This window comes from Arcticibacter tournemirensis, from assembly GCF_006716645.1.
GTDB lineage: Bacteria > Bacteroidota > Bacteroidia > Sphingobacteriales > Sphingobacteriaceae > Arcticibacter > Arcticibacter tournemirensis.
Map to the genome: position 1 here is coordinate 1,085,847 of NZ_VFPL01000001.1, position 20,109 is coordinate 1,105,955.

Sequence of the window (20,109 nt, forward strand, 5' to 3'; positions counted from 1 at the left end):
TATAGCCTCAGTTCAGCTAATGATTCCCTACATTGAGTCTACCTTTTGAGCAAAAAGGTAGACTCAATGTAGAACGAGCGGCCTTTTTCTGATGCCACATAGATAGCCAGGGGATAATCAGGGGCAGCGCCTTCTCAGGCAAGGGAAGAACTGTTCTGCAGGGGTGCAGAGACAGTGGATGTGTCGCAAGGCAAAGGCAATCAGCCGCTTAGTTTAAACTGATTATAAATTACATTTTCCTGTTTCATCTTTTTGCAGTTCTTGTCAACTTTACTTTTACATCAGCTATAGCCGCCGACCTCCGCATCGTGTTACCGTCCTAACCCTGCCCTGTGCCAGCTGCTGATGGCTGAAGCAATTTAAAAAAGGAGGAAATATATGGCAGTAATCGATAGTAAAGGCGGCATCCATGGCACAGCAGGCCCGGTGGTATACCGCAGCTACCGGGGGATGAACATTGTTCAGAGCCGTCCCCGGCGTTTCAAACAAACCCAGGCCAGCCAGGAGGCTGCCGGAGAATTCGGACTGATCAGTCAGGCATCCAAAGTGCTCAGGGAGGCCTTCCGTCCCTTTTATCATCACTTTTACGATGGAGGGATGGTCAACCGCATGACGGCAGCGGTTTCGCGCAGCATCCGGGGCAGCCGCAGCCGGGAGCGTGGTGACCGCGACCTGCACGACGGTGAACTGTCGTTCCTGGAGGGACTGGAGTTCAATGAAGACAGCAAGTTTTCGCAGGTGCTGCAGGTCAAACCACAGGTAAGGCGCAATGAGAAGGGACAGGTAAGCATCAGCCTGCCGGAGATTGATCCCCGCAGGGACTTTGTTACCCCCTTTAAGGGACATTATAAGGTTACGGGCTACCGGCTCAGCTTTGTACTGGTGGCTTTTAACTTCAGGGAAGAGTTCTATGAGTATATCGGGGAGAAGAAGATCAGTATGGAAAGCAGTGGCCTGAATGCAGCCCGCGAGCTGGTATTTGATCAGGAAGTACCCAGGGGCTGTTTACTGCTGGTGCTGGGCATGCAGGAATGCATGGCAGCGAACATATACAAATACGAACAGGAGCCGCTCAACAGCAGGGAGTTTAACCCGGTAAGTCTGATCGCAGCCTTCCAGTCGGAAGATGAAGCAGAGGAAGGATACGGGGAGAGCAGGGCCCTGGCGAACTTAGAAGAGGCAACCGCATCAGGCATCCCTCCCCGCACTCAAATCATGGCAGGATACCGGGGGAACAGCGTCCTTGCCAGCAGGCGTTCCTGGCGGGAGAAGCAGATCAGCAAGGGAGAGCCGCTCATACGAGGAAAGGGTCCGGGACTGTCGGATCCGGAGCGACGGCAACTGCAGCAGGAGATAGAGCAAAGGATGAGGGAGAAACTGGATCAGCTAAAGCAGCAGGCCACCATCGCTACAGAAGAGGGCCAGGATACCAGCACGCTGATGGGGAAAAGGGTAAAGTTTTAGAGGGGAGGCAGAACTTCACTGACAAGAATAGTTGATTTTGAATTGTCATTCAAAACAATCACATTTTCTGTTATTTAGTATTTTTGAATACATAAGATTAAGTCATGGAAAGAATTGTATTGGAGGTGGATGACCGTACAGCTAAAGCATGGTGCAGCGATAGACAAAGCTATTTTGTCGGGAAAAATTGCTGTGTCTTCACAAACCCTTGAAGAATTGACGTTAGTTATTTTCCGGAGAAAATTCGATAAATATTTTCTAAACGAAATTGAACGGCTGGAGATCGTAGATAAGATTGCACAGAACAGCGTTCTTTGTGACCCCGAGCTCAAGATTTTTGACTGTCGTGATCCAAAAGACAACATGATCCTAGAGCTTGCTGTTGCCGCTAATGCTTCGTGCATCATCTCAGGAGATGAGGATTTGTTAACGTTGCATCCTTTCAGAGGTATTCCTGAATAGTTCTTTGGCGGATAGTTGTCTATCGGCCAACTTCAGAATTAATGAAAAAGGCTTTTTATCATGTAAGATGGTTCATATTTCATATTTAAAAAAACTTTTACTGAGTCATTAATTTTACCTATTTTTGCAGGCTCAATTGCCGTGCTTTGAAATCGTTACAGGAATATCGAATATCATATACAGGGTTAAAGACGGGGAAGCATCAATTCGATTTTGATATTGATGAACGTTTTTTCAACGAGTTTGAATACTCGTTGGTGAAGACCGGTGAGCTGAAAGTTGATCTTGAGCTGGATAAGCAGGAAACGATGATCATCCTTCAGTTTGCAATTAGGGGAAATATATTTCTCAATTGTGATGTTTGTCTTTCGGATTTTCCGACTGTTGTTGATGTAAATGAACGGCAGATTGTTAAGTTCAGTGGAGATGAGAATCTGGAAGATAATACAGATGAGATCATTGTGCTTGGGAAAAATGAGCATGAGATAGACGTTTCGCCTTTAATATATGAGTATATTAATCTGGCGGTTCCCTATTTTCATCGTTGTGAAGAGTCGGGCTCGACACCATGGTGTGATAAAGAGATGCTTGAGAAGCTTGAAAAACTTTCCGGGCAGGTTACAGAGGAAGAAGAACAAGAAGAACAAACCAGTGCAGATCCGCGGTGGGATGCACTAAAAAAGATAAAAAATAATAATTAAAAAACAGGAAAATGGCACATCCAAAACGGAAAATTTCAAAGTCGAGAAGAGATAAGAGAAGAACTCACTATAAAGCTGAAGCTCCTGCTCTATCTACATGCAAGACGACAGGCGCAGTTCATTTGCCTCATCATGCCTACAATGTTGACGGCAACCTGTATTATAATGGTAAATTAGTTATCGAGAATACGGCTATTGCTTAAGTTAATTTTCTGAAATGAAAATTGGCTTAGATATAATGGGTGGAGATTTTGCTCCCAGGGCTACTGTTCTGGGTGCAATTGCAGCCTATAAAGCCTTAGAGCCGCACCAGAAATTGGTGCTTATCGGCGATAAAGACCAAGCTCTTCCTATTCTGGAGGAGCACAACTTCAGTCCTGAAAATTTTGAGTTTGTTCATGCCACTCAAGCTATTGGTATGGGCGAACATCCTACTAAAGCAATCACTCAGAAACCCGATTCAAGTATTAGTCTTGGTTTTAAGTTACTCAAAGAAGGGAAGATAGATTCTTTTTCTTCTGCAGGTAATACAGGAGCCATGCTGGTAGGTGCTATGTTTAGCATTAAGACTATTCCCGGAGTTATACGACCTGCCATTTCTACGGTAGTGCCTAAGCTTAAAAAGGGATATGGGATTATGCTGGATGTTGGCGCTAATGCCGACTGCAAGCCTGATACGCTTCTCCAGTTCGGGATATTGGGCAGCCTTTTCGCTGAAAATATCCTGGGAATTCATAATCCGAAAGTAGGGTTAATGAATATCGGAGAGGAAGAGGAAAAGGGTAATCTGCTGATGCTTGCTACCCATCCGATGATGAAGGACACAAATTCGTTTAACTTCATCGGGAATATTGAGGGACGTGATTTATTCAATGAAAAGGCTGATGTGATTGTCTGTGACGGCTTTACGGGAAATGTGATGCTGAAGCTCGCGGAGACTTTTTATGTTCTTACCCGTCAGAAAGGATTCCAGGATGAATTTTTTGCGAGGTTCAATTACGAACAGTACGGGGGAAGTCCCATTCTGGGTGTTAATGCACCGGTAATTATAGGGCATGGGATATCAAGTCCGGAGGCAATCAAGAATATGATCCTTCTGTCAAGAAGCATGATCACGACGAAGTTAATTGATAAGATCACATCTGCATTCAAATAATACAGACAGGACAATGCAAAAGATTTATGCTGCAATTACAGCGGTCAACGGATACGTACCTGATTATGTGCTTACGAATCATGAATTGGAGACCATGGTGGAAACCAATGATGAATGGATCACCAGCCGTACGGGTATAAGGGAAAGAAGGATTTTGAAGGGAGAGGGAGTAGCTACTTCTGATCTTGCAGTTCCTGCGGTGAAAGGCTTACTCGAGAAACGGGGGATAAGTGCTGAAGAGATTGACTTGATCATCTTCTGCACATCGACTCCCGATATGCCGATACCTGCTACTGCGAATATACTTGCCCACAAAATCGGAGCTAAGAATGCATGGGGTTGGGACCTGCAGGCTGCCTGTTCGGGCTTTGTTTACGGCTTAACAACAGGTGCTCAATTTATAGAATCTGGAAAACATCAGAAAGTGCTGGTAGTTGGCGGCGACAGGATGTCGGCCATCGTGAACTACGAGGACCGTGCTACCTGTATCCTCTTTGGTGATGGTTGCGGAGCTGTGTTGCTCGAACCGAATACTGAAGGTTTAGGTGTGATCGATTCTATTCTGAAAAGCGACGGTGCGGGATGCCAGTTTCTTTATGTGAAGGCAGGAGGCTCGTTAAAACCGGCATCTCACGATACGGTTGATGCGAGAGAACATTATGCTTATCAGGAAGGACAAACGGTGTTTAAATCGGCTGTGACTAATATGGCAGATGTAGCCGCAGAGGTAATAGAACGTAACAACTTGAAGGGTGAGGATATAGCATGGCTAGTTCCGCATCAGGCAAATAAGAGGATTATCGATGCTACGGCAAGCCGCGCAGGTGTACCCGCAGAAAAAGTGATGATCAATATAGACCGCTACGGAAATACCACAAACGGAACAATTCCTTTATGTTTGTGGGAGTGGGAAAGTAAGCTGAAAAAGGGTGATAATATTATCCTTGCTGCGTTTGGCGGTGGCTTCACCTGGGGTTCTGTGTATTTGAAGTGGGCGTATTGACGTTATAAGTTATAAGTTGTGGGTGGAAGGACGCGGCGGTGATACCAAACCGCAATCTAAAAAAAGATAATAGCAAAGGGCGGGAGAGGATGCTAACTGCTTATCTCTCTTGTTTTTAATATTTTATTTATGAACTTTGAATTATAAATAAATTAACCTAAAAAACAAACATGGATATTAAACAGGTTCAGGAACTTATCAGATTTGTTTCAAAATCAGGTGTTAATGAAGTTTCAATCGAAGAGAAAGATTTTAAAATCACTATAAAGACTAATCAGGCTCCAACATATGTTAATGCAACTATACCGACGCCTGTAGCAGCAACTGCTCCTCAGGCACAGCCGGCATCTGTGGTACCACCGGTACCAGCCGAGCCAAAGGTGACGGTTCCTGAAGCGGAAGATAATTCTAAGTACGTGATGGTTAAATCGCCGATGATTGGTACTTTTTATCGTACTGCCGGACCGGATAAGCCTCCTTTTGTCAATGTTGGCGATGAAGTAAAGGCGGGCCAGGTGGTGTGTATCATCGAGGCGATGAAATTGTTTAACGAAATAGAATCGGAGGTTTCCGGACGAATAGTAAAAGTGCTTGTCGAGAATTCAAGTCCTGTTGAATACGATCAGCCTTTGTTCCTGGTAGAACCTGCCTAAATATTTTGTGATGTGCAAGTATGCAGGGGCTGTAGCATCTGTATATTTGCACATTTTTTATTTGTACACTTAAGGGAGATTTATGTTTAAGAAGATATTAATTGCAAACCGTGGTGAAATTGCATTGCGTATTATCCGCACATGCAAGGAAATGGGAATAAAAACCGTAGCTGTTTATTCAACAGCCGATCGTGATAGTTTGCATGTAAGGTTTGCAGATGAGGCGGTATGTATTGGCCCTCCTGCCAGCAAGGATTCATATCTTAATATACCGAATATTATTTCGGCAGCGGAACTAACCAATGCCGATGCGATCCATCCTGGGTATGGATTTCTGTCGGAGAATGCCAAGTTCTCGGCTATTTGCCGCGATTACCATATAAAATTTATTGGAGCTACTCCCGAGCAGATCAATGGCATGGGAGATAAGGCCTCGGCTAAAGAAACAATGAAGCAGGCCGGCGTACCTACTATTCCGGGTTCCGACGGGCTAATATCTGATATTGCAGAGGGTTTGGAAGTTGCGAACTCTATAGGTTACCCCATCATACTAAAGGCGACCGCCGGCGGCGGTGGTCGTGGGATGCGCATTGTGTGGAAGGACGAAGATTTTGAAGCGGCATGGGATTCGGCAAGAATGGAGGCCGGGGCGGCGTTTGGAAACGATGGGCTGTACCTGGAAAAATATGTAGAGGATCCGCGCCATATTGAGATTCAGATTATTGGCGATCAGTACGGAAAGGTATGTCACTTATCAGAACGCGACTGTTCGATACAGCGACGCCATCAGAAACTGGTTGAGGAATCGCCTTCTCCTTTTATGACAGATGCATTGCGTGAGAAAATGGGAGAAGCAGCTGTAATAGGTGCTAAAGCGGTAAACTATGAGGGTGCAGGAACGATTGAGTTTCTCGTAGACAAGCATCGTAATTTTTACTTTATGGAGATGAATACCCGTATTCAGGTAGAGCATCCTGTAACAGAAGAAGTAATAAATTATGATTTGATCAAAGAACAGATCAGGGTTGCTGCAGGAGTTCCGATATCAGGTAAAAATTATCTGCCGGCTAAACATGCTATCGAGTGCCGCATTAATGCCGAAGACCCTGCAAATGGGTTCAGGCCATCACCTGGCAGGATCACGATATTTCATTCTCCGGGTGGCCACGGCGTTCGTGTTGACACGCATGTATATGCTGGATACCGGATTCCACCGAACTACGATTCAATGATCGCTAAGCTGATCTGTACCGGACAGACCCGTGAGGAGGCTATCTGTACAATGGAGAGAGCGTTGAGCGAATTTATAATAGAAGGAGTAAAAACAACCATTCCTTTTCATTGCCAGTTGATGAAGGATCCAAACTTCAGAGCAGGGAATTTTACTACCAAGTTTATGGAGAGCTTTGAGTATATTGAGGAAACTGTCTGATAATTTAACTTAATAGCGGTAGGGACTCTGCCTGTTTGGCCGATACATACTGTTGAATGCAATGAGCGAGAACAGAGGAAAAAAACTTATCGACTCCCTGAAAAGAAAAGGAGAAAGCCTGGAAGCAGAGATGTCGTTTTTCGACCATCTGGAAGTGCTCCGCTGGCACCTTATCCGCTCCTGTATTGCTATTGTGGTATTTACGGGCGTCGCTTTTTCATATTACGACTTTATTTTCGATAAGATAATCCTTGGTCCTAAAAGTGCTGATTTCTGGACATACCAGTTTATGTGCGGCTTGGCTGAGCGTTTTAACCTGGGTGCTGATTACTGTATTAAGGATATCAACTTTAATATTATTAATACAGAGATGGCGGGACAGTTCACGTTGCAAATCAATTCGTCTTTACTGATGGGGCTTGTACTGGGCTTTCCGTATCTTTTATATGAAGTGTGGCGTTTTGTAAAGCCCGGATTAACCGATAAGGAAAGAACTTCGGCAAGCGGTTTTGTGTTTTATGCTACAATGCTATTTATCCTCGGTATCCTGTTTGGCTACTATGTAATTGCGCCGCTTTCTATCACTTTTCTTGCCAACTATACGGTCAGCAGCGTAATCCAGAACCAAATCACCATAGATTCATATCTTTCCTCTGTTGCTACGCTAACACTGGGCTCGGGCATCGTATTTGAATTGCCTATACTGATCTTTATCCTGTCGAAGATTGGAATCATGACGCCTGCCTTTATGCGTTCGTCGAGAAGGTATTCGTCTGTTATCATACTCATTATCGCTGCCGTTATCACTCCAACTCCGGATATACTAACGATGCTTACGGTTAGTTTTCCGCTGTTCATACTGTATGAAATAAGTATTATGATATCAGCAAGGGTGGAAAGAAACCGTGAAAAAGCTTTGATGAGCAGAGATTAAAATTCATTTGCCGGTGCGGCGGGATAGTTAATCCTGAGAAAGTAAGGCCCTTCTGCGAGTTCGAAATAAAATATTTCATAAGTTTGTTTCTTCGAATTGAGCCACTTACTATTATTAGTGATATTTATTATGGATGAAAAAAAATCAATTGCTATAGGTTCTGATCATGCCGGATTTGAATACAAAGAGATGTTGAAGTCTTTTTTGGCGGGGAGCGATGTAAAAGACTTTGGCACGTATAGCGCAGAATCGGCCGATTATCCCGACTTCGCACATCCTGTTTCTTCGGCTGTAGAGAACGGCGAGTTTACTTTTGGAATTCTCGTTTGTGGGAGCGCAAACGGAGTTGCGATTACGGCGAATAAACATCAGGGCATAAGAGCTGCGATATGCTGGACAGAGGAACTCGCAGAACTGGCCAGAAAACATAATAACGCCAATGTTTTATGTATACCCGCCCGTTTTATAAGCGAGGAGCTCGCCAGAGCTATAACAGAGAAATTTCTCTCCACAGACTTTGAGGGTGGACGTCACGCGACAAGGGTAGGGAAGATTTCGTGTTAAGTTGAGTTATACGTTATAAGTAGTAAGTTATACGTTTTTACGTAACAAGTTTTAGGGAGGTGCTAATAGCTTACTCGTTATGCCTTAAAACTTACGACTTATAACTTACTACTTAAAACTCCTAAAACGTTACCCGTACAGACAAGCCAAACTGGCCTGCTTTAAAGTCGGCATCAGGAGCAAATTGCAGTGCTGGTTTCCAGTCGAAAGAAAGGTTAATGGGCGCTTCTGCGAAATGATAATCGAGGCCGAGCACTCCATCGGCACTCAAAAGGAAGTCGTTTTCATCGATCAACTTGTAATCAATGCCTCCTACCGAAGCACCCCCGCCATAGTACCATCTCAGTGTACCAAATTCGAAGTTTATTGGATTATGAACCTCATATAGACCAGTGAAACGTACTGCAGAATAGGCGTTGCGGTCCTTAAAACTTAAGATAAAGTCGAGCGCTTTGTCCTGTTGAATAAAAGTTTTAAAGGTAATTCCGGTATAGTCGCCCACCCTGACACCCAGGGCGTTCTTATACTGAGCTTCAGCTCTTTCGGTTTTGCCTATTGAAATAACTGTTATAAGAGATAACAAGATGAATAACTTTTTCATATTTAAAGTGTGTTTGCAAGGCAAAGGTATAAATATCGGCTAATATTGTATTCTTATTTTTTAGTGTTATCCCAGGGTAGGCATAAATGAAAAAGGAGTTATTTTGCAATAACTCCCTTAGCTCAATAAATTAAAATAGCTTAAAATGCGTAACGGAAAGAAAGCCCGAAACGTCCTGCATTGGTGTCAGTGTCGGGGCTGATCACGAACATGGGTCTCCAGTCGAAACCAAAGTTCAGAGGAACATTGGGGATTTTGTATTCCAATCCGACTACCGGCCTGATTGCTATTGCGGTATCATCGTTTCCGAAAAGGATCTGTGGTCCGATACCCGCATACCACTTCAGGCCAGGCGCGTTAGGGATATTCGCATTATACTCGTATTCTGCTTCTAAACCAACTACATCACCTTCATAAAAGAGAAGACTGGCATCCAGCGCTCCGGTAGTTGTGAAAAAATGCTTTACATTAAATCCGACTCCGGTACTTCCATCACCGACGTCTACCCTAAGTCCGGCGGCAGTTCTGTAGCTTGTGCCGGAGGCCCTGCTTTGAGCAAACAGGGAAGTTGACAGGCAGAATAATACTACAATAAGACTTAATAATTTTCTTTTCATTATAATGAGATTAAAGTTTTTAATTCTGAACTAAAACAAGGTTGCTCAATTTTGGTTTCGGATTTTTTTATTTCTTCCGCGTTAAATTTGGAGCTGTTGATTTGGCCATTGGAATACATTGAATGAAGTCTGTTAAAAGAACTGTGCGTTAAAAAATGTTAAAGCTTAGTATTTGAAGATTAAAAAGATAAATTTGCAGACGAAAAATTGGAATTGGTAGTTTGGCCATAAAATATGTTTATTAAATGAAAAGATTTTTATTATTGGTAGTCTTATTTGCGGCGACTTTTTCTTCCTGTAAGAAGGATGAGGGTAGCGATTATGACCCGGAAGAACAGTTGAAGAAGGACGAGCAGATTATAAAAGATTTCGTTGCCGCGAATAATCTGCAGGAAGTTGAGCGCGAAGAAAATGGCATCTACTATATCATAACAGAGCCAGGAACAGGTACAGCAACCTACACGGCAAACACTAAGGTTAAAGTTAAGTATACCGGAAGGCTCTTGAGCGGCACTGTATTTGACTCCGGGACAACAGAATTTACGTTAGGCAGAGTGATTGCCGGATGGCAATTAGGGGTGCCTTTGATCCAGAAGGGTGGAAAAATACGATTACTGGTTCCTTCGGGATATGCATACGGGCCTTATCAGAATGGACCTATTCCTGCAAACTCCGTGCTTGATTTTGACATAGAACTGTTGGACGTAACAAATTAATAAACAGCACGAATGAAAGTAATTACATATAAATTGTCTTTGGTCATGTTTCTTTTAGTCGCTGTAACGGCTGGCTGTAAAAAGGAGTATGATAACATTGAAGTAGAAGACGAAAAGAATATTCAGGAATATATTCAGAAAAACGGTCTTAATATGCAGGTCTATGACACCACAGGTATCTATTACCAGGTGACAAAGATGGGGACCGGCAGTCCGATTGACTACACCCAGCAGCTGCCGGTCGTGTATACTGTAAAGTCGCTTGATGGCGTATACTCATCCCAGGACACGATCCTCAATCATTATGCGAATTACTTTGGATATTATTCTCCAGCCAGTTTGCGCGATCTGATGAAGGACGTGCTGAAGAACCAGGGTGGATCTATACGGATTATACTTCCATCGCGTAAGGCTTACGGAAGAGGAGGGAATACCAGTCTTGGGATTCCGGGGAATGCTTCTCTTGACTTTACCGTGTCTATCCTGGAAAAAAGTAAGCTGCCCGCGTATGAGGATCAAATGATAAAGAAATATCTGGGTACAGATCTTCCGAATTATACTAAATCGGAAGACGGGATCTATTACAAAATAAGCGAAGCGGGGACGGGGAAGGAGATTCGGACGGATTCTACAGTAACTGTGAACTATTCGGGTTCTTTTATGAACGGTACCGTTTTTGATTCTTACGAGGGATATTCGTCGCAGGTCGACGGATTTATCAACGCCTGGAAAAAGATTTTGCCTTTGCTTAAGGAAGGCGGGTCGGTGAAATTCGTGACGCCATCGTCTTCTGCTTATGGTCTGCAAGGCTCAAGCTCCATTCCGGCCTTCTCTCCGCTTGGTTTCGATGTAAAGGTTACGAAGGTAGGTCAATAGAGGATTACGAATATCATTAAAAATCAAAAAGGGCAGCGGATGGGAATATCTCCGATGCCCTTTTTTGGTGTCCTATGAATTAATATAACGGCCTTGTTACAATTTTATTTTATAGATCTGAAATCCTGATTGCTTTCGATGGTAAGCAGCGATTCATAAATCAACCGGATTACATTGTCCACATCCTCTTTATGAACCATTTCTACTGTGGTATGCATATAGCGTAACGGCAGAGAAATTAAAGCCGACACGACACCGCCGTTTGAATAGGCAAAGGCATCTGTATCGGTCCCAGTCCATCTCGAAGAAGCCTGCCGTTGAAAAGGGATACTATGTTTTTCGGCAACCGAAATAAGCAGCTTATTGAAATTCGTTTGAACCGATGGTGCATACGAAAGAACTGGTCCCTTGCCACATGCAAGATCCCCTTGTGTAACCTTATTGATCATCGGGGTTTGCGTATCGTGGGTTACGTCGGTTACAATGGCTAGATTCGGCTTAATTCTGTTTGCTATCATTTCAGCGCCGCGAAGTCCAACTTCTTCCTGGACAGCGTTCACTATATACAACCCAAAGGGAAGATGTTTTTTGTTTTCCTTAAGCAAGCGTGCAACTTCGGCGATCATGAAACCACCCACCCTGTTATCGAGGGCGCGGCCAACATAGTAGCGGTCGTTAAGCACCATGAATTCATCTTCGTACGTAATCACACATCCTACATGTATTCCCAGAGCTTCAACCTCTTCCTGCGAGGTACAGCCGCAATCCAGGAAAATATTCTTTAGTGTGGGAGCCTCTTCTTTTTCTCCATTCCGCGTATGTATTGCGGGCCAGCCGAATACCGCTTTAACGATTCCTTTATCGGTGTGAATATTAACTCTTTTAGAAGGCGCAATCTGGTGATCTGATCCACCGTTGCGGATTACGTAGATAAGCCCATCTTTAGTAATATAGTTTACAAACCAGGAAATCTCATCGGCATGGGCTTCTATTACTACCTTAAATTCAGCTTCGGGGTTGATGATACCAACCGCCGTTCCATAGCTGTCAACCTGATGTGTGTCGACATATGGCTTGATATAGTCGAGCCACAGGCGTTGCCCTTCCCACTCGAAACCGGTAGGCGAAGGATTGTTAATGTAGCTCTGTAAAAATTGAAGTGATTTTTCGGTTACAACAGGAATATGTTTTTGATTTTCTTCGTTGTTGGTGCTCATGTATTATTCTCCTTTAAATGCAAATATAGAAATAGCTATTGGCTATTGGGAGTTTGCGGCAGGCATAAAAAAGTTTATTGCGGTTTTCCTGCAGCACGCAATTAGCAGTCGATGCTTAGTGGGTGAAATAGGGGTATCTTACTTCGGTAAGGTACAAACCGCAAGCGGGCACGGAAGAACCGGCATTCGAACGATTTTTGCTTTCAATGATATCATGAATATCTGCAGGCTTCAGTAGGCCTTTACCCACCATCATAAGTGATCCAACGATTGCCCTGACCATATTTCTCAGAAAGCGGTCGGCAGAAATATGAAAAACAAGGCCATCGGCAGTGTTCACCCATTCGGCCCTCGATATCTTGCAGTTATTCGTAAATACCTGGGTGTTCGACTTGCTGAAACAACTGAAATCAGTATACTCCAGTAAGATTGCCGCTGCTTCATTCATGGGATCTATGTCGGGCATGTCCCTTAACAGCCACGAAAGGTTTTGCTTAAAAGGATCTTTTTGAAAGTGAATATGGTATTCGTAAGAACGGAGGGTCGCATCAAAACGAGCATGCGCGTCGGGAGCCATGTTCAATAGTTGCTTTACAGCGATTTGAGGCGGAAGCAGGGAATTGAGGCGACTAAGAAAAACCGGGTTTCCTGACAGATCAGGCCTTGGATTACTCAGGTCAAAATGAGCGTAAAATTGCTTCGCATGAACTCCGGTGTCTGTCCTGCCGCAACCAACCGTTTCGATCTCCTCCCGCAATATCGTAGAAAGAGCCTTGTCTAACACCTCCTGCACTGTAATGGCGTTTGGTTGTACCTGCCAGCCATGGAAACCGGTGCCGTTGTATGACAGTTCTGCAAAAAGCCTGGTTTTATCACTCACGCTTCAAAATTAGTGATATGAAACAAATTATCGCTCCCTCAAACACTTTTATATATTTGTAGTGTTAAAAAATCACTATGCTACAAAGAATTCAAACCCTCTGGCTGTTTTTATCAACAACAATGATTTTTGCGTTGTTCCTGTTTCCTTTTTTACAAATATTGAGCGCCAATGGCACCGCGAAGGCAATAAAAGTTACCGGCGTGTATGAGAACATAGGGGGACAGGTTGTGCAGAGCGACGGTTTTATTGGCCTGACGATAGCGACGGTATTGCTGGGACTCCTTCCATTTGTAGTGATTTTCTTCTATGCCGACCGAAAGAAACAGATAAAGCTGTGTTATCTTACGATTGTATTGATCATTGGATTTAGCTTCTGGCTTGCTCAAACAGCTAAAGGTATAATAGGGGATATGACTATTGAGCTTCAGAATTACGGTATCGGAGTAATTTTACCGTGCTTAGCGATATTTTTTATTGTTTTGGCACTCAGGGGAATCAGACGCGATGAAAAATTGATCAAGTCTGCGGATCGTTTGAGATAGATACATGCTCCGCTTCATTTAGTTGTTGCAACTGGTATTTTTAAATATAATTTTGTATCTTTGTAAAATACCGGCAATACAGTCGGTTTTTTATTGTTATCATGAACCCATTTAGTACTCTGGGTATCCGTCATGATATTGTTAATGCCATAACTGATCTGGGATTTGAAAATCCCACGCCAATCCAGGAACAATCAATCCCGGTTTTACTTACAGGCAGCAACGATTTTGTCGGATTAGCCCAAACCGGCACAGGGAAGACCGCCGCTTTTGGACTTCCTTTGTTAGAATTAATCGATTTTACAAAAAACTACCCCCAGGCACTTATTTTGTGCCCAACCCGTGAATTATGTTTGCAGATCGCCAGTGATCTGAACAACTACGCAAAGAACCTGAGCGATGTTCATATTGTTGCCGTTTATGGCGGTGCCAGTATCTCTGATCAGCTGAGGCAGATCAAACGCGGAGTGCAGATTGTGGTGGCAACACCAGGCAGGATGCTCGATATTATCAACCGCAAGGCTATTAATTTTTCTGAAGTAAGCTATGTAGTGCTCGATGAAGCAGATGAGATGCTGAACATGGGCTTCCAGGAGGATATTGATACTATCCTTTCTACTACTCCGGATGAAAAAAAGACATGGTTGTTTTCGGCAACTATGCCTTCTGAAGTACGCCGGATAGCTAAAAAATATATGACTGATCCTGTAGAGCTTACCATGGGTAAACAGAATACAGGGAATGTTAATATTGATCACGAGTATTATGTAATACGTGCCCGTGATAAGTATGCCGCATTTAAGCGTATTGTTGATTTCAATCCTGAAATCTTCGGTATTGTTTTTTGCCGTACAAAAATAGAAACGCAGGAAATCGCTGAAGCCCTCATTAAAGATGGTTATAACGCCGATTCATTGCATGGGGATCTTTCTCAGCAGCAGCGCGACAAGGTGATGAAGCGTTACCGCGACAGAAACCTTCAGTTGCTGATTGCAACGGACGTTGCTGCCCGTGGAATTGATGTTAATGACGTTACCCACGTTATCAACTATTCGCTCCCCGACGAGCTTGAGAACTATACCCACAGAAGCGGTCGTACTGCCCGTGCAGGGAAGTCTGGTGTTTCCATTTCCTTAATTAACAGCAAAGAACTGGGTAAGATCAGGCAGATAGAACGTGCTATAGGTAAGAAGTTTACCAAAGTGGAGGTTCCTGGAGGCTTTGATGTATGCGAAAAGCAGTTGTTTGCTTTGGTACACCGGGTTCACCAGGTGGAAGTTAACGAGAGCCAGATGGAGTCGTACATCCCCCGCATTATGGACGAATTCAAGGAGATGGATAAGGAGGAAATAATTAAGCGCTTTGCTTCGCTTGAATTTAACCGTTTCCTTGATTATTATAAAAATGCTCCCGATCTGAATGCGCCGGTTGGTGATGAACGTGGTGAGCGGACAGAACGCTTTAGCCGTACATCTTCGAGAGGCGACTATACCCGTTTGTTCATTAATCTTGGTTCAGTTGACGAATTTACCCGCGGCGATATGCTTGGGTTTATTTGCAACAACGCTAAGATCAACGGAAAATCTATTGGAAAGATCGATCTTAAAGGCGTATATACCTTCTTTGAGGTGGAAAATTCTGTAGCTGAGCAGGTTCAGGATAATTTTAAATCAGTGGATTTTAATGGTCGTAAGGTTAGAATAGAGTTGGCTGGAGAGCGTGATGGCGGAAGTCGTGAGAGATTTAGCGGAAGTGGCAGGCGTGAAGGCGGAAGCCGGGAACGCAGCAGCGGAGGCTATCGTGATTATTCAGGTGCCAGACGTGACGACCGTCGCGGAGGTGGCTCCGGCAGCAGGCCGGGCGGCGACCGCGAAAGGCGTAAACGCTGGTAAGAAAAAGCTTTCAGCTGTCAGAGAGCAGCATTCAGCTTTGTCATAGCATAAAAAAAACGGGTTATCAGATTGATGCCCGTTTTTTTATGACTCTTTATTACCCATATACATTAATCATTGTCCATGTATACCCGTCTTCCCATTTCATCTTCGTAGAACTGCCTGTCGTACATATCCAGAAATACAGGCTCTCCATTTGGGCCTTTAACATGGAAAAGGCGGTCCTTGATCTGATTGCCGTAATCCCTTAAACGATTTCCGACATCTTTAGCAGAATTCATTAATCCATCCGCCAATCTGGTGCCATCTTTTCTTTTATACATAAGAGCTACTATTGTAGCAGCTGCGGCTCCGGCAGTAACGCCCCAAACTATCATTTTCTTCATAGTGTTCTTTTTTAGAAGAACAACGTAAATGACAGGATGTTTTGAAGCGCTTAGGAAAGCTGATCGGCCAGTAATTTCATTTCAATTTGTGGCGAATGCTTTTCGTAAAGAATTGCGTAAACAGCCCTGCATATGGGCATATTTACTTTATAGGTTTTGTTTATCTGATGAAGAGAGTTTGATGCATAATAGCCTTCGGCGATCATGTTCATTTCAAGCTGTGCCGACTTAACCGTGTAGCCTTTACCGATCATATTGCCGAACATCCTGTTTCTGCTGAATTGAGAATAGGCCGTAACAAGCAGGTCTCCCAGATAAGCAGATTCCTTAATGTCGCGATCTATTGGATGTACAGCATCTACAAAGCGGAGGATTTCCCTTATTGCGTTGGATATTAATACTGATTGAAAATTATCTCCATAGCCCACCCCGTTACAGATTCCGCTGGCTACAGCATAAATATTCTTAAGCACAGCGGCGTACTCGGTGCCATATATGTCGTCAGACACGTTTGTTTTAATATAGCGGGTATTTATTAGTCCGGCAAATCGGGCAGCCAGCTGCGGGTCGGCAGAGGCAATTGTCAGGTATGACAGTTTCTCCAGTGCGACTTCTTCAGCATGGCACGGACCACTTAATACAACAATATCACTCAGCGGAATATTATACATTTTATGCATAAACTCGCCGATGATCATGTTGTCTTCTGGAACGAAGCCTTTGATTGCAGAGATGATTTTTTTCCCTTTAAAACTTTCGGCGCTCACTCCTGCAAGTACTTCTTTTAAAAAGGCTGCCGGTACATTCAATAATACCATGTTTGCCTCTGCCAACACAGCATTCAAGTCGCTGCTTATATGCTGCGCCGGAACTTTGATCTCAACAGAGCTGAGGTAGTTTGGATTATGGCGGTATCGCCGGAGGTGCTCAATAGAATCGGTGTTTCGCATCCACCAGAAGATTTCTTTATGCTCCCGGTTGTCAGACAGCATTTTAATGTTTGCCGTAGCCCAGCTGCCTCCTCCAATAACTGCTATTCGTGTGTCCTGATCCATAAATAAAAAAGTCCCGATAGATTTGCCGGGACAAGTTTAAGGAATACTTATGAAATATCAGCTATGAGATATGAGTATCGAGATATGAGATTTTAGATATGAGACTTGAAGCATTAAGAGCCTTGCACTCATATCTCAAATCTCAATACTCACATCTATCTATCACTTTTTATCTCCTTCAAAAAGCTTTTCTTTGCTTACTTTCTCAACTAGGGAACCGTCTTTAAGCGTCTTTGAAATAGCGGTGAACGGCCCGGAAACTATCTCCTCGCCGCCCTTAAGGCCTGACAGAACCTGAATGTAAACGTCGTTTTGAATGCCGGTAGTTACAAAAACCTGTTTTACCGTGCCATCTTTCTGGTAGATGAATACGCATTCTTTTACCACAGGCTTTTCAGTCGTCTTCTTTTCCTCAGAGGGGCCTTTATCGGTTTTTGGTTCGTCTTTTATTTCATCCCGTGTGGTAACCGACTGAATCGGTACCGCAAGGCCAGTCGTCTTCTCCGTTTGAATATCTACGGTGGCAGACAGGCCTGGACGGAAAGGGGATTCATTTTTAGCGCCTGCTTTCAGAAGTGCAGTATATGACTCGGGCAGGATCCTTACCTTCACACTGAAATTGGTTACCTGATCGGCACTTGTCCCCACAACATTCGCAGAGCTTGCTATTTCAGTAACTGTTCCCTGGAACTTCTTTCCCTGGAAGGCATCGACCTCAATTTCTGCCAGGTCACCAAGCGATACTCTGTTAATGTCATTTTCATTTACATCCACATTTACTTCCATGGTATTGAGGTTGGAAATACGCATGATTTCGGTACCAGCCATTTGTGCTGTTCCAACCACTCGCTCACCGAGCTCGACCGACAGTTTTGAAACTACGCCATCAACAGGAGAATATATTGTAGTGCGGGCAAGGTTATCAGATGCTTCTTTCACAACCGCTTGAGATTGTTCTACACCATATCTTGCGCCGATGATATTTTGCCGCAAAGATTCGAGATTAGCCTTGGCGCTTAGGTACTGCGCCTGCGCAGCATCATATTCAGAGGCCGACAAAACCTTCTTTTTGAAGAGTTCGGCGCTTCTTTTATAACTTGCTTCTGTGTTTTTGAAATTGGCTTCCGCTTGTTTTAATTGCTGCTGAGAAGAAGCAAGAGTAGCTCTTTGGGTATTCAGGGAAGCAACAGCACGGTTATAACCTGACTGAAGTATGTCGGGGCGTACCTTACATAACAACTGCCCTTTTTTTACTACGTCTCCTTCCTTTACGTTGAGTACTACGATCTCTCCTGAGACTTCGGAGCTCAGCTTTACTTCGACTTCGGGCTGTACTTTTCCGCTGGCAGATACTGTTTCCGTTATCGCTCTTTTTTGCACTTTTTCGGTAGCAACCTGAATTTTATTGCCTTTGCCAAACCATCCTAATTTACTGCCGGCAATAGCGATAACAAGCAATATAACTGCTCCGATAATCACATATTTAAGGGTGTTTTTTTTCTTTGCCATTTTGAGTGGGTATTCTTTTTAAAAGGTTAAAGGATTGCCAAGATAAAAATCAATGATCTTATTTCTGAATATGAGATTGTAGCGGGCCTGTATCAGGTTGAATTCTTTCTGATTCAGATCTGTTTGTGCCTGGTTAAAGTCGAGTGAGTTTACCAGCCCTACGCCATATCGTTGCTGGATTGCATTAAACGCATCTTTGGACGATTGATAAGCGCTGTTTGCGGAGTTGTAACTACTCTCTGCCGCACGCAGATCGGTTACGGCCTGGTATATAATCTTATTGAAGTTATTACGTGCCAGTTGCTCAGATACTTGTGCGTTCTGATAGCTGATCTTCGCACGACGCAAACCGATTCTTGACGATAGCCCATTAAAAATAGGGATGCTTAAAGTAAAGCCGACACTCTGATATAGGTTCTCATTTAACTGATCTGTGAACTTTGTTTTTTCTATAACGCTGATATATCCAGGAGTTAATACCTTTTGTCCCGTACCATTCACAAAGCCTATGGTGTCATTTCTTCCAGTTAAAACTCTGTCAGTTACTTTAGTCCTGTTGCTCGAGTATCCCGATCCTATATTTCCCTGGAATGTTAGTCTTGGATATAAAGCAGATCTTGCGACATCTACAGCTTTTTGGGAGGCCAAAGTGCGATACTTGGCGAGAACGATGTCTGGGTAATTTTCCACAGCATCTGCATAAATGTCGGAAGCAGTAGTTTTATTAATCTGTCCAAGTTGGTTGACAACTGGCTTTACCACTTCGAAACGGTTTCCTGGATCCCGTTCCATTAGCTGAGCAAGGTTTAAATAAGATATATCCAGCTGATTTTGGGCGTTTGTTACGTTAAGTTCAGCAGTAGCCGCCTGAGCTTTGGCTTGTGAAAGATCAGCGAGCGTTTTACTACCTACATCAAACTGCTTTTGCTCACGGTCAAGTTGTAGCCGCGCCAATTCAAGTTGTTGTTGTGCGGCGGTCAGCAGATCCTGATTGTTGAGTATCTGAAGGTATGTAGTAACTACGGTAAGTGCAAGATCGTTCTGAATCTTTTTTGTATTGCTTTTATCCGCTTCAAGCTGGTACTTATATTGAGAAACCTGATGCCATAACCTGAAGCCTTGAAATATTGGGAGCCCGGCTGTTATACTTCCGTTCGCAGAGGTAGTCTGCTCGTTGACGTATTCGTATGTAAGTGGATCAACATTCTGCCCGAAATTGAAATTCAAATTACTTCCTGCATTTAGTGTAGGGTAAAAGAAAAGCTTCGATTCTTTCAAATTCTCTCCCGACAGCGCTTCATTTAACTTCGACTGCTTTATCTGAAGGTTGTTCTGCAGTGTTAAGTCTACGGCCTGCTGAAGCGTTATTTTTTCCTGTGAGTTTGCTGTGAAGCCTGAAAATACCAGCAGGAAAACTGCCGCTAAAATCATTGACTCGGTCCTTAA

Annotated in this window: 22 protein-coding genes; 14 read left to right on the forward strand and 8 right to left on the reverse strand. The window is 43.7% G+C overall.

From position 1 onward, the window contains the following. Positions 1 to 378: 378 nt before the first annotated feature. The 10 genes from BDE36_RS04520 to rpiB all read left to right on the forward strand — a co-directional run bounded on the left by BDE36_RS04520 (position 379) and on the right by rpiB (position 8,369). Entirely contained in the window at positions 379 to 1,464 is a 1,086-nt protein-coding gene (locus tag BDE36_RS04520) for a hypothetical protein (protein ID WP_141813901.1), read from the forward strand. 129 nt (positions 1,465 to 1,593) lie between these two features. Next, a complete protein-coding gene (locus tag BDE36_RS04525; protein ID WP_141813902.1) occupies positions 1,594 to 1,926 on the forward strand; it encodes a putative toxin-antitoxin system toxin component, PIN family in 333 nt (110 codons plus the stop codon). Positions 1,927 to 2,072: 146 nt separating this feature from the next. Beyond that, the gene (locus tag BDE36_RS04530) at positions 2,073 to 2,627 is read left to right on the forward strand and encodes a YceD family protein (RefSeq protein WP_141813903.1); all 555 of its coding nucleotides are present in this window, start codon (positions 2,073 to 2,075) and stop codon (positions 2,625 to 2,627) included. A gap of 11 nt (positions 2,628 to 2,638) precedes the next feature. Then, the gene (rpmF, locus tag BDE36_RS04535; RefSeq protein ID WP_141813904.1) at positions 2,639 to 2,830 is read left to right on the forward strand and encodes a 50S ribosomal protein L32; all 192 of its coding nucleotides are present in this window, start codon (positions 2,639 to 2,641) and stop codon (positions 2,828 to 2,830) included. Positions 2,831 to 2,844: 14 nt separating this feature from the next. Further along, the gene (gene plsX, locus BDE36_RS04540) at positions 2,845 to 3,783 is read left to right on the forward strand and encodes a phosphate acyltransferase PlsX (RefSeq protein ID WP_128769799.1); all 939 of its coding nucleotides are present in this window, start codon (positions 2,845 to 2,847) and stop codon (positions 3,781 to 3,783) included. Between the two features lie 13 nt (positions 3,784 to 3,796). Then, positions 3,797 to 4,786 carry a beta-ketoacyl-ACP synthase III gene (locus BDE36_RS04545; protein ID WP_128769798.1) on the forward strand — a complete coding sequence of 330 codons (990 nt, stop codon included), beginning with the start codon at positions 3,797 to 3,799 and terminating at the stop codon, positions 4,784 to 4,786. Between the two features lie 170 nt (positions 4,787 to 4,956). Further along, positions 4,957 to 5,439: an acetyl-CoA carboxylase biotin carboxyl carrier protein gene (accB, locus tag BDE36_RS04550; RefSeq protein ID WP_141813905.1), complete on the forward strand. Its 483-nt coding sequence runs from the start codon at positions 4,957 to 4,959 to the stop codon at positions 5,437 to 5,439. An 82-nt stretch (positions 5,440 to 5,521) separates the two neighbouring features. Then, positions 5,522 to 6,871 carry an acetyl-CoA carboxylase biotin carboxylase subunit gene (accC, locus tag BDE36_RS04555; RefSeq protein WP_141813906.1) on the forward strand — a complete coding sequence of 450 codons (1,350 nt, stop codon included), beginning with the start codon at positions 5,522 to 5,524 and terminating at the stop codon, positions 6,869 to 6,871. A gap of 61 nt (positions 6,872 to 6,932) precedes the next feature. Then, on the forward strand, positions 6,933 to 7,805 hold the full coding sequence (gene tatC / locus BDE36_RS04560) for a twin-arginine translocase subunit TatC (protein ID WP_141813907.1): 873 nt from the start codon (positions 6,933 to 6,935) through the stop codon (positions 7,803 to 7,805). A 129-nt stretch (positions 7,806 to 7,934) separates the two neighbouring features. Further along, positions 7,935 to 8,369, forward strand: coding sequence for a ribose 5-phosphate isomerase B (gene rpiB, locus BDE36_RS04565; protein WP_141813908.1), 435 nt, complete (start codon positions 7,935 to 7,937; stop codon positions 8,367 to 8,369). A gap of 121 nt (positions 8,370 to 8,490) precedes the next feature. Here the strand turns inward: rpiB and BDE36_RS04570 are convergent, their stop codons facing one another. Both BDE36_RS04570 and BDE36_RS04575 read right to left on the reverse strand, forming a co-directional pair. Then, entirely contained in the window at positions 8,491 to 8,970 is a 480-nt protein-coding gene (locus tag BDE36_RS04570) for a hypothetical protein (RefSeq protein ID WP_141813909.1), read from the reverse strand. A gap of 140 nt (positions 8,971 to 9,110) precedes the next feature. Continuing rightward, positions 9,111 to 9,587 carry a hypothetical protein gene (locus tag BDE36_RS04575; protein WP_141813910.1) on the reverse strand — a complete coding sequence of 159 codons (477 nt, stop codon included), beginning with the start codon at positions 9,585 to 9,587 and terminating at the stop codon, positions 9,111 to 9,113. Positions 9,588 to 9,832: 245 nt separating this feature from the next. Between BDE36_RS04575 and BDE36_RS04580 the strand changes: the two genes are divergently transcribed. Both BDE36_RS04580 and BDE36_RS04585 read left to right on the forward strand, forming a co-directional pair. Continuing rightward, positions 9,833 to 10,303, forward strand: a complete 471-nt coding sequence (locus BDE36_RS04580; RefSeq protein WP_141813911.1) for an FKBP-type peptidyl-prolyl cis-trans isomerase — start codon at positions 9,833 to 9,835, stop codon at positions 10,301 to 10,303. 12 nt (positions 10,304 to 10,315) lie between these two features. Next, positions 10,316 to 11,179: an FKBP-type peptidyl-prolyl cis-trans isomerase gene (locus BDE36_RS04585; protein WP_141813912.1), complete on the forward strand. Its 864-nt coding sequence runs from the start codon at positions 10,316 to 10,318 to the stop codon at positions 11,177 to 11,179. 104 nt (positions 11,180 to 11,283) lie between these two features. Here the strand turns inward: BDE36_RS04585 and BDE36_RS04590 are convergent, their stop codons facing one another. Beyond that, the gene (locus BDE36_RS04590; protein ID WP_141813913.1) at positions 11,284 to 12,396 is read right to left on the reverse strand and encodes a M42 family metallopeptidase; all 1,113 of its coding nucleotides are present in this window, start codon (positions 12,394 to 12,396) and stop codon (positions 11,284 to 11,286) included. A gap of 115 nt (positions 12,397 to 12,511) precedes the next feature. Further along, entirely contained in the window at positions 12,512 to 13,276 is a 765-nt protein-coding gene (truA, locus tag BDE36_RS04595) for a tRNA pseudouridine(38-40) synthase TruA (RefSeq protein ID WP_141813914.1), read from the reverse strand. Positions 13,277 to 13,353: 77 nt separating this feature from the next. Between truA and BDE36_RS04600 the strand changes: the two genes are divergently transcribed. Both BDE36_RS04600 and BDE36_RS04605 read left to right on the forward strand, forming a co-directional pair. Beyond that, the gene (locus BDE36_RS04600; protein ID WP_141813915.1) at positions 13,354 to 13,821 is read left to right on the forward strand and encodes a DUF4293 domain-containing protein; all 468 of its coding nucleotides are present in this window, start codon (positions 13,354 to 13,356) and stop codon (positions 13,819 to 13,821) included. Between the two features lie 101 nt (positions 13,822 to 13,922). Further along, positions 13,923 to 15,713 (forward strand): DEAD/DEAH box helicase, encoded by a 1,791-nt coding sequence (locus tag BDE36_RS04605; protein WP_141813916.1) that lies wholly within the window; start codon positions 13,923 to 13,925, stop codon positions 15,711 to 15,713. 110 nt (positions 15,714 to 15,823) lie between these two features. On the opposite strand, the gene BDE36_RS04610 is transcribed toward BDE36_RS04605, so the two are convergent. The 4 genes from BDE36_RS04610 to BDE36_RS04625 form a co-directional block, all read right to left on the reverse strand. After that, a complete protein-coding gene (locus BDE36_RS04610; RefSeq protein ID WP_128769786.1) occupies positions 15,824 to 16,099 on the reverse strand; it encodes a hypothetical protein in 276 nt (91 codons plus the stop codon). 50 nt (positions 16,100 to 16,149) lie between these two features. After that, positions 16,150 to 17,154 (reverse strand): NAD(P)H-dependent glycerol-3-phosphate dehydrogenase, encoded by a 1,005-nt coding sequence (locus BDE36_RS04615; protein WP_141813917.1) that lies wholly within the window; start codon positions 17,152 to 17,154, stop codon positions 16,150 to 16,152. 162 nt (positions 17,155 to 17,316) lie between these two features. Next, positions 17,317 to 18,663, reverse strand: a complete 1,347-nt coding sequence (locus tag BDE36_RS04620) for an efflux RND transporter periplasmic adaptor subunit (RefSeq protein ID WP_141813918.1) — start codon at positions 18,661 to 18,663, stop codon at positions 17,317 to 17,319. An 18-nt stretch (positions 18,664 to 18,681) separates the two neighbouring features. After that, a complete protein-coding gene (locus BDE36_RS04625; protein ID WP_235833114.1) occupies positions 18,682 to 20,094 on the reverse strand; it encodes a TolC family protein in 1,413 nt (470 codons plus the stop codon). Positions 20,095 to 20,109 lie beyond the last annotated feature (15 nt).

Bases quoted from the DNA above. Each gene is read 5' to 3' on its own strand.
- BDE36_RS04520 (WP_141813901.1), top strand. From the start codon at position 379: ATGGCAGTAATCGATAGTAAAGGCGGCATCCATGGCACAGCAGGCCCG.
- BDE36_RS04525 (WP_141813902.1), top strand. From the start codon at position 1,594: ATGACCGTACAGCTAAAGCATGGTGCAGCGATAGACAAAGCTATTTTG.
- rpmF (WP_141813904.1), top strand. From the start codon at position 2,639: ATGGCACATCCAAAACGGAAAATTTCAAAGTCGAGAAGAGATAAGAGA.
- plsX (WP_128769799.1), top strand. From the start codon at position 2,845: ATGAAAATTGGCTTAGATATAATGGGTGGAGATTTTGCTCCCAGGGCT.
- BDE36_RS04545 (WP_128769798.1), top strand. From the start codon at position 3,797: ATGCAAAAGATTTATGCTGCAATTACAGCGGTCAACGGATACGTACCT.
- accB (WP_141813905.1), top strand. From the start codon at position 4,957: ATGGATATTAAACAGGTTCAGGAACTTATCAGATTTGTTTCAAAATCA.
- accC (WP_141813906.1), top strand. From the start codon at position 5,522: ATGTTTAAGAAGATATTAATTGCAAACCGTGGTGAAATTGCATTGCGT.
- tatC (WP_141813907.1), top strand. From the start codon at position 6,933: ATGAGCGAGAACAGAGGAAAAAAACTTATCGACTCCCTGAAAAGAAAA.
- rpiB (WP_141813908.1), top strand. From the start codon at position 7,935: ATGGATGAAAAAAAATCAATTGCTATAGGTTCTGATCATGCCGGATTT.
- BDE36_RS04570 (WP_141813909.1), bottom strand. From the start codon at position 8,970: ATGAAAAAGTTATTCATCTTGTTATCTCTTATAACAGTTATTTCAATA.
- BDE36_RS04575 (WP_141813910.1), bottom strand. From the start codon at position 9,587: ATGAAAAGAAAATTATTAAGTCTTATTGTAGTATTATTCTGCCTGTCA.
- BDE36_RS04580 (WP_141813911.1), top strand. From the start codon at position 9,833: ATGAAAAGATTTTTATTATTGGTAGTCTTATTTGCGGCGACTTTTTCT.
- BDE36_RS04585 (WP_141813912.1), top strand. From the start codon at position 10,316: ATGAAAGTAATTACATATAAATTGTCTTTGGTCATGTTTCTTTTAGTC.
- BDE36_RS04590 (WP_141813913.1), bottom strand. From the start codon at position 12,396: ATGAGCACCAACAACGAAGAAAATCAAAAACATATTCCTGTTGTAACC.
- BDE36_RS04600 (WP_141813915.1), top strand. From the start codon at position 13,354: ATGCTACAAAGAATTCAAACCCTCTGGCTGTTTTTATCAACAACAATG.
- BDE36_RS04605 (WP_141813916.1), top strand. From the start codon at position 13,923: ATGAACCCATTTAGTACTCTGGGTATCCGTCATGATATTGTTAATGCC.
- BDE36_RS04610 (WP_128769786.1), bottom strand. From the start codon at position 16,099: ATGAAGAAAATGATAGTTTGGGGCGTTACTGCCGGAGCCGCAGCTGCT.
- BDE36_RS04615 (WP_141813917.1), bottom strand. From the start codon at position 17,154: ATGGATCAGGACACACGAATAGCAGTTATTGGAGGAGGCAGCTGGGCT.
- BDE36_RS04620 (WP_141813918.1), bottom strand. From the start codon at position 18,663: ATGGCAAAGAAAAAAAACACCCTTAAATATGTGATTATCGGAGCAGTT.
- BDE36_RS04625 (WP_235833114.1), bottom strand. From the start codon at position 20,094: ATGATTTTAGCGGCAGTTTTCCTGCTGGTATTTTCAGGCTTCACAGCA.